Here is a 6974-nt window from a genome sequence, read left to right on the forward strand (position 1 = left end):
CTGCTGGGCCAGGTGCTCGATGGCCGCGACCACCAGGTCCTCTTTCGAGCGGAAGTGGTGGATCTGCGCGCCCCGGGTGACCCCGGCCAGTTCGGCGATGCGGGGCGTGGTGGTCCCGGAGTAGCCGTGCCGGACCAGGCACTCCACCGTCGCGTCGAGCAGGCGGGCACGCATCGCGGCGCTGCGCTCAGCCTGGGTCCGCCGAACGCGTCGTTCGTCGGCGCTGGCCGTCATCTCGCTCCCCTTTCCGCCGCAGCTCGGCGAATCAACCGTACCCGGAGTCGGTTATGGCGTGGATGAATACATGCATATCGGAATGTTTTGGTGTGACCGGGATGGCGCGCTTTCCGCATGCGAGCCACCCGTCCGGGTCAGCGGCCGAGCCCGGATATGCCGGTAGCAGCGGTCGGACTTGCCGTGCCGTGTAAGGAGATTCGATGGCTAAGCGATGTTGGCACTGACCTCACGGCCGGCGGGCACGCACCCACTGCATGGTGCCGACGGTCCTGGTGCGCACACCGACCAGGCCGTGCCCCTCCAGGGCATCGCCCACCTCGTCTTCGCCGAACCGGTGCGCGCCGGCGATCGGCAGCATGGTCAACAACCGCGCCCCGGGGCCGACCGTGGGCAGCAGCACCGCCAGTCGTCCGCCGGGCCGCAACACGCGTGCCATCTCGGCCAAGGCCGCCGCCGGGTCCGGCACCAGCTGCAGAACCAGCATCGACGACACGGCGTCGACCGTCGCGTCACGCAGCGGCAGCCGTTGCGCGTCGGCGCGCAGGAAACCGACCTGCGGCGCGGCCTGCGCTTTGACCGCACGCGCCAGCATCGGCTCGGAGATGTCGACTCCGAGGACCAGCCCGTCCGGGCCGACTGCGTGCGCCAGCGAGGCGGTGATGTCGCCCGGACCGCTGCCCACGTCCAGGACGGTCCCGCCCGCCGGGATGTTCAACCAATCCAACGGCTGTCGCCAGGTGGTGGCCAGGCGGCGCAGTGCGGCCTGGGCATTGTCGTAGAGCATCGACCCCACCGTCGAGGCCCACACCCGCTGGACGACACCGGTGTTCTTCGCCACGTCGGCGTGCCCGCCGACGGCACCCAGCAGGTCGAGGTATCCGTTGCGGACGTCGGGTTCGGCCGGCGGATCGGCCAGCAGCTCCAATGCCTTCTGCAATGCGGGGGGAATGGTCATGGTCGTCCCTTCTCGACAGCCACCGTAACGACAACACCTCCACGTCCGCCCACCGCCCGTCGGTTTCGTCGGCGACCTCGGCCCGCAACGCATCACAGCGTGGCGGGCCGGATGACGACCACCGACCTGGTGCGCCGGCCCTCGTCGCGCAGCAGGGCGATCACCCGCCCGTCCGGGGCCACCGCGGCGTAGACCCCGGCGAGGCCGGCCGGTTCCAGCGCCCGGCCGTGCCCGGCAGACTCCGCCTCGCCGGCGGAGAGGTCGCGACGCGGGAAGCTGACCAGGCATGCCTCGTCCAAGCCGTAGCTGAGCTCCGCGGACTCGGCCAGCTCGTCCAGGGAGCGGGCCTGGGCCAGCCCGAACCGTCCGGAGGCCGTTCGCCGCAGCGCGGTCAGGTGCCCACCCACCCCGAGTGCGGCACCGAGGTCGCGGGCCAGGGCGCGGATGTAAGTGCCTGCCGAGCAGTCCACCTCGACGTCCAGGTCGACGAGCCGACCGTGCCGGCGAATGCCCAGCAGCTCGAACCGGTCCACCCGCACCGGCCGGGCGGCCAGCTCGACCGTCTCGCCGTCGCGCACCAGCTGGTAGGCGCGCTTGCCGCCGACCTTGATCGCGCTGACCGCCGAGGGCACCTGGTCGATGTCGCCGCGCAGCCCGGTCATCGCGGCCTGGATCGCGGCCGGTTCCAGCTGGTCGGCGGAGACGGTGGCCAGCGGCTCCCCGTCGGCGTCCTCGGTGGTGGTGGTCTGGCCCAGCCGGATGGTGGCGGCGTAGCTCTTCTCCGAGGCGGTCAGCAGGCCGAGGATCTTGGTGGCCCGCTCGATTCCGATCACCAGCACGCCGGTGGCCATCGGGTCCAGGGTGCCGGCGTGGCCGACCTTGCGGGTGGCGAAGAGCCGCCGGCACCGCGCGACGACGTCGTGGCTGGTCATCCCGGCCGGCTTGTCGACGATGACGATCCCGGGCGCGGGCGGGTGCGAGCTCACAGCACGATCGCCGTCAGCACCAGCCCGTCGACCACCGACCAGCGGCCGCGCAGCTCGGTCAGCGGCGGCCCGGACAGCGCGGCGGGGTCGATCAGAATGCGGGAGACGAAACCGCCGGAGGCCCCACCGTCGAGGTCGAACGTGATGTGGGCGTCCTCGAAGCCCAGCCACCGCGCGGTCAGCGGGAACCACGCCTTGTAGGTGGCCTCCTTGGCGCAGAACAGGATTCGGTCCCAGTGCGACCCGCCGGGCAGCCGGCCGATCTCGGTCCGCTCCACCGGCAGGCTGACCGCGTCCAGCACACCGTGCGGCAGCACGTCGTGCGGTTCGGCGTCGATGCCCACCGAGCGCACCTCCGGCACCCGTCCCACCACCGCGCCGCGGAAGCCGGCGGTGTGGGTCAACGCACCGACGATGCCGTCCGGCCAGCGCGGTTCACCCTTCTCCCCCTTGAGGATCGGCACCGGCGGCTGGCCCAGCTGCTCCATCGCCAACCGGGCGCAGTGCCGGGCGGTGATGAACTCGTTGCGCCGCTTGGCCACCGACCGCGCGATCAGCGGCTCCTCCTCGGGCAGCGGCCGCAGCTCGGGCGGGTCGTCGTAGAGCTCGGCCGAGGCCAGCGCGGCCGCCGATGCGCGGGCCAGCACCGTGTCCAGAAGCCGGCTCATCGGGACTGCCGCTGGCGCAGTCGTTCCCGGAACTTCGCGCTGGCGTCGCGCATCTCTTGGGTGATGGTGAAATGGCCGCCGAACTCGTTGAGGTAGCCCGGCGGGTACTGCGGGTCGGGCAGGATCTGACGCAGCCAGCGGTGCGGCTGGCGGCGACGCCACTCTCTCGGGTAGCCGACCGACACCTCCTCGAACCGCACGTCGTCGTACCAGGTGGTGCGCGGGATGTGCAGGTGGCCGTAGACCGAGCAGACCGCGTTGTAGCGGGTGTGCCAGTCGGCGGTCTGTACGGTTCCGCACCACAGCGCGAACTCCGGGTAGTACAGCGCGTCGCACGGTTCGCGGACCATCGGAAAATGGTTGACCAGCACGGTCGGCGTCATCCAGTCCAGCTCGTCGAGCCGTTTGCGGGTGGCGGCGACCCGGTCGGCGCACCAGGCGTCCCGGGTGCCGTACGGCTCGCACGACAGCAGGAACTCGTCGGTGGCCATCACGTTGTTCTCCCGCGCGACGGCCAGGCCCTCCGCCTTGGTGGCCGCGCCGGCCGGCAGGAACGTGTAGTCGTAGAGCAGGAACATCGGCACGACGGTGGCTGGACCGCCCTCCTCCTGCCACACCGGGAACGGGTGTTCCGGGGTGACGACGCCCATCCGGTCGCACATGTCGACCAGGTAGTCGTACCGGGACCGTCCGAAGACCTGCACCGGATCCTTGGTGGTGGTCCACAGTTCGTGGTTGCCGGGCACCCAGATCACCTTGGCGAAACGTTTCCGCAGCAGCTCCAGCGACCAGCGGATCTCGTCGGTGCGTTCGCCGACGTCACCGGCGACGATCAGCCAGTCCTCCGGGTTCGCCGGGTGCAGCGACTCGGCCACCGCCTTGTTGCCCAGGTGGCCGGTGTGCAGATCGGAGACCGCCCACAGCGTCGGGCGGCCGGTACCGGGGGGCTCCTGGGGCGCGGTCACGGAGCCCCAGCTTAGTGCGTGCGGCAAGACCGGCCGGCGACCTCGGTTTCCGTCAGCCGGTCGAGACGCTGCTTGTACACTCCCGGAGAAGCAGGTGAGCGGATGAGGGGTCGGAGAGTCATGGTCACCAAGGTGCGGCTGATCGCGGCGCTCGGCGCCCTGGTGATGGCGATCGTCACGGCCTGGCAGTACAGCCCGGCGCCGGTCGCCGTCGCCGACCCGGCCGCCGGGCCCAGCACCAACCCGTCGCAACCGGTCAACCTGACCAACCCGCGGCCGTTCGATCCGTGCGAGGATATCCCGTACGACGTCATCGAGCGGCTGGGCCTGGCCTTCACCCCGCCCCGGCCGACCGAAGGGGTGCGCTGCGAGTACGACGCCGGCAACTACCAGATGGCGATCGAACCGTTCATCTACCGCAGCTACGCCGAGACGCTGCCGGCCGACGCCCTGGAGACCACGATCAACGGGCACCGCGCCGCGCAGTACTGGGTGATGAAACCCACCGAATGGAACAACCGCTGGTGGTTCTCCTGCATGGTGACGTTCAAGACCAGCTACGGCACCATCCAGCAGTCGCTGTACTACTCGCCGGTCTACTCCAACCCGGACGTGGACTGCCCCACCGAGAACCTGAAGCGCGCCGAGCAGCTGTCCGCGTACTACATCTTCTGAGCCCCGTGACCTCCCGGCCGCGCGGCCGCAGCTGGCAGCTGGCCGACGCGGCGCTCGCCCGGGCGCTGGGCCTGCCGGCTGGCCGGACCTACACCGTGCAGCCGGTACGGGTTCCGATGCGCGACGGCGTGGTGCTGCTCGCCGACCACTACGCACCGGCCACCGGGCCGCCAGGGCCATCGGATCCGGCCGGCACCCTGCTGGTCCGCAGCCCCTACGGGCGCGGGATCGGTGTCTCGCTGCTGTTCGCCCGGCTGTACGCCGCCCGGGGGTATCACGTGATCCTGCAGAGCGTGCGCGGCACCTTCGGCTCCGGTGGGGTCTTCGAGCCGATGGCCAACGAAGCCGCCGACGGCGCCGACACCGCGGCGTGGCTGCGCGAGCAACCGTGGTTCACCGGCTCGTTCGGCACCATCGGCATGTCCTACCTCGGGCTCACCCAGTGGGCACTGCTGGACGACTCCCCGCCCGAACTGGCCGCGGCCGTCGTCACCGCCGGGCTGTACGACTTCGGCGCCGCTTCCTGGGACACCGGTGCGTTCACCCTCGTCGACTTCCTCGGCTGGAGCGACCTGATGGCCCACCAGGAGGACGGCGGGCAGCTCCGCTCCGGCGCGCACCAGTTGCGGGCCCGCCGCCGGGTGCGCGCGGCGGCCGGCCGGCTGCCGCTGGGTGCGGCGGGGCGCGAGCTGCTGGGCGGCGGCGCCCCGTGGTACGAGTCGTGGGTCGAGCACCCCGACCTGGCCGACCCGTTCTGGCGGCCATGTCGGTTCGCCGAGGCGCTGGAGCGCACCCGGATCCCGGTGCTGCTGATCGGCGGCTGGCAGGATCTGCTGCTGGCCCAGACGCTGACGCCGTACCGGCGGTTACGGGACCGCGGCGTGGACACGGCGCTGACCGTCGGGCCGTGGAGCCACACCCAGATGATCTTCGAGGGGCTGGGCCCGATCGCCCGCGAGTCGCTGGCCTGGCTGGACACCCACCTGGCCGGCCGCGGCACCGCCCGACCCGACCGGGTACGGGTCTTCGTCACCGGCGGCGGCGGCTGGCGCGGACTGGCCGACTGGCCGCCGCCGAGCACCGCGGTGCCGTGGCATCCGCAACCCGACGGCGGGCTGGGCCCGACACCCGCCGAGACCGGCTCGATGCGCTTCCGGTACGACCCGTCCGAGCCCACCCCGAGCGTCGGTGGGCCGCTGCTGACCGCCTACCGCGGCTACCGCAGCGACGGCCGGCTGGCCCGGCGCCCGGACGTGCTGGTTTTCACCGGTGATCCGCTGGCCACCGATCTCGAGGTGGCCGGCAACCCGGTGATCGAGTTGGCGCACACCTCGGACACCCCGCACGTCGACCTGTTCGTCCGGGTCAGCGAGGTCCGGGGGCGCCGGTCGCGCAACGTCAGCGACGGATTCCGCCGGCTGGACGGCCACCGCGGGCCGGTCCGGGTGGAGCTCGGCGCGATCGCGCACCGGTTCGCCGCCGGTTCCCGGATCCGGATGCTGATCGCCGGCGGCTGCCATCCCCGATACGCCCGCAACCTCGGCACCGGGGAGCCGCCGGTCAGCGGGGTTCGGCAGCAACCGGCCCGCCACGTGGTGCGGCTTGCCGGCTCCCGGCTGATCCTGCCGGTGCGGTCAACCGACCGCGGCACGCACTCGGGCGGCGACGTCGGCTAACGTGCCGGCGTCGCACACCGGGGCAGCCAGCCGCGGAACGTACGGAACGTCCACCCAGCTCTTGCAGCCGGCGTAGTCGGGGGTGCGGACCAGCCGCACGGGCTCGACCAGCGGCACGGCCTGCACCACCAGCACGGTCAGCCGGTGTTTCGGCCGGAAGTCCAGCCGGTCGGCGCGCACCGACTCGGCCGTCCAGATGTGCAGATCGGCGATCTCCCCAAGGGCGTCGGGCCGGGCGACCGGCAGCGCGGCGACGACTTTGGCGGCCGCCCGGACCAGCACGTGGTCGTCGGTGCAGTCGGCTGCCGCGACCGCGAGCAGGTCGCGGTGCTCCGGGCGCACCCGCTGGGCGTGGCTGTGCGCGACCGTCGGGAACAACAAGAACTCGTCGGCGGTCACGGCGAACCGTTTCTCGTGAATACCGCCCTTGCGCAGCAACACCCGCTGCCGCCCGGCCAGCAGCGCGTGCACGACAGCGCTCCATTCCTTGAGTGCCGGAACGGTCGCGTTGGGGGTCGCCTCGACGGACATGCCTCCACAGTAGGGCGTGCACCGCCGATGGCTACGGTGGTGCGATGGGCGACGACGTCCTGCTGGTCGAGACCGCCGAGCGGGTGCGAACACTGACCCTGAACCGCCCGCAGGCACGCAACGCGCTCTGGGCGGCGCTGCACACCCGGCTGTTCACCGCGCTGGCCGACGCCGATGCCGACGACGACGTCGATGTGGTGGGCCTCACCGGCGCCGATCCGGTGTTCTGCGCCGGGTTGGACCTCAACGAGCTGGGCGGCGCCACCGAACTGCCCGGCCTC

9 protein-coding genes are annotated in these 6974 nt (G+C 71.9%); 3 read left to right on the forward strand and 6 right to left on the reverse strand.

The window, feature by feature from the left end:
• The 5 genes from AC2VNT_RS01625 to AC2VNT_RS01645 all read right to left on the reverse strand — a co-directional run.
• A partial coding sequence (locus AC2VNT_RS01625) for a helix-turn-helix domain-containing protein (protein WP_486945197.1) occupies positions 1–234 on the reverse strand: 234 nt, incomplete at its 3' end.
• A 229-nt stretch (positions 235–463) separates the two neighbouring features.
• Positions 464–1192 (reverse strand): methyltransferase domain-containing protein, encoded by a 729-nt coding sequence (locus tag AC2VNT_RS01630; RefSeq protein WP_486945198.1) that lies wholly within the window; start codon positions 1190–1192, stop codon positions 464–466.
• A 92-nt stretch (positions 1193–1284) separates the two neighbouring features.
• Positions 1285–2178: a tRNA pseudouridine(55) synthase TruB gene (truB, locus tag AC2VNT_RS01635; protein ID WP_486945199.1), complete on the reverse strand. Its 894-nt coding sequence runs from the start codon at positions 2176–2178 to the stop codon at positions 1285–1287.
• On the reverse strand, positions 2175–2846 hold the full coding sequence (gene pptT / locus AC2VNT_RS01640; RefSeq protein WP_486945200.1) for a 4'-phosphopantetheinyl transferase PptT: 672 nt from the start codon (positions 2844–2846) through the stop codon (positions 2175–2177). The genes truB and pptT overlap by 4 nt, the downstream gene beginning before the upstream one ends.
• Positions 2843–3811 (reverse strand): metallophosphoesterase family protein, encoded by a 969-nt coding sequence (locus tag AC2VNT_RS01645; protein ID WP_486945201.1) that lies wholly within the window; start codon positions 3809–3811, stop codon positions 2843–2845. The genes pptT and AC2VNT_RS01645 overlap by 4 nt, the downstream gene beginning before the upstream one ends.
• 120 nt (positions 3812–3931) lie before the next feature.
• On the opposite strand from AC2VNT_RS01645, the gene AC2VNT_RS01650 reads away from it, so the two are divergent.
• Both AC2VNT_RS01650 and AC2VNT_RS01655 read left to right on the forward strand, forming a co-directional pair.
• Complete coding sequence (locus AC2VNT_RS01650; protein WP_486945204.1) at positions 3932–4486, forward strand: DUF3558 domain-containing protein; 555 nt, start codon at positions 3932–3934, stop codon at positions 4484–4486.
• Positions 4483–6162, forward strand: a complete 1680-nt coding sequence (locus AC2VNT_RS01655; RefSeq protein ID WP_486945205.1) for a CocE/NonD family hydrolase — start codon at positions 4483–4485, stop codon at positions 6160–6162. The genes AC2VNT_RS01650 and AC2VNT_RS01655 overlap by 4 nt, the downstream gene beginning before the upstream one ends.
• Here the strand turns inward: AC2VNT_RS01655 and AC2VNT_RS01660 are convergent.
• Complete coding sequence (locus AC2VNT_RS01660; RefSeq protein WP_486945202.1) at positions 6121–6693, reverse strand: DUF1802 family protein; 573 nt, start codon at positions 6691–6693, stop codon at positions 6121–6123. The two genes, AC2VNT_RS01655 and AC2VNT_RS01660, sit on opposite strands and share 42 nt — an antisense overlap.
• Positions 6694–6737: 44 nt before the next feature.
• Here AC2VNT_RS01660 and AC2VNT_RS01665 point away from each other — a divergent pair.
• A partial coding sequence (locus AC2VNT_RS01665; RefSeq protein ID WP_486945203.1) for an enoyl-CoA hydratase-related protein occupies positions 6738–6974 on the forward strand: 237 nt, incomplete at its 3' end.

This window comes from Mycobacterium sp. TH-M15, assembly GCF_057473705.1.

Excerpts from the sequence above, each read along its gene's own strand:
- AC2VNT_RS01650 (WP_486945204.1), top strand. The coding sequence starts at position 3,932 with ATGGTCACCAAGGTGCGGCTGATCGCGGCGCTCGGCGCCCTGGTGATG.
- AC2VNT_RS01630 (WP_486945198.1), bottom strand. The coding sequence starts at position 1,192 with ATGACCATTCCCCCCGCATTGCAGAAGGCATTGGAGCTGCTGGCCGAT.
- AC2VNT_RS01660 (WP_486945202.1), bottom strand. The coding sequence starts at position 6,693 with ATGTCCGTCGAGGCGACCCCCAACGCGACCGTTCCGGCACTCAAGGAA.
- pptT (WP_486945200.1), bottom strand. The coding sequence starts at position 2,846 with ATGAGCCGGCTTCTGGACACGGTGCTGGCCCGCGCATCGGCGGCCGCG.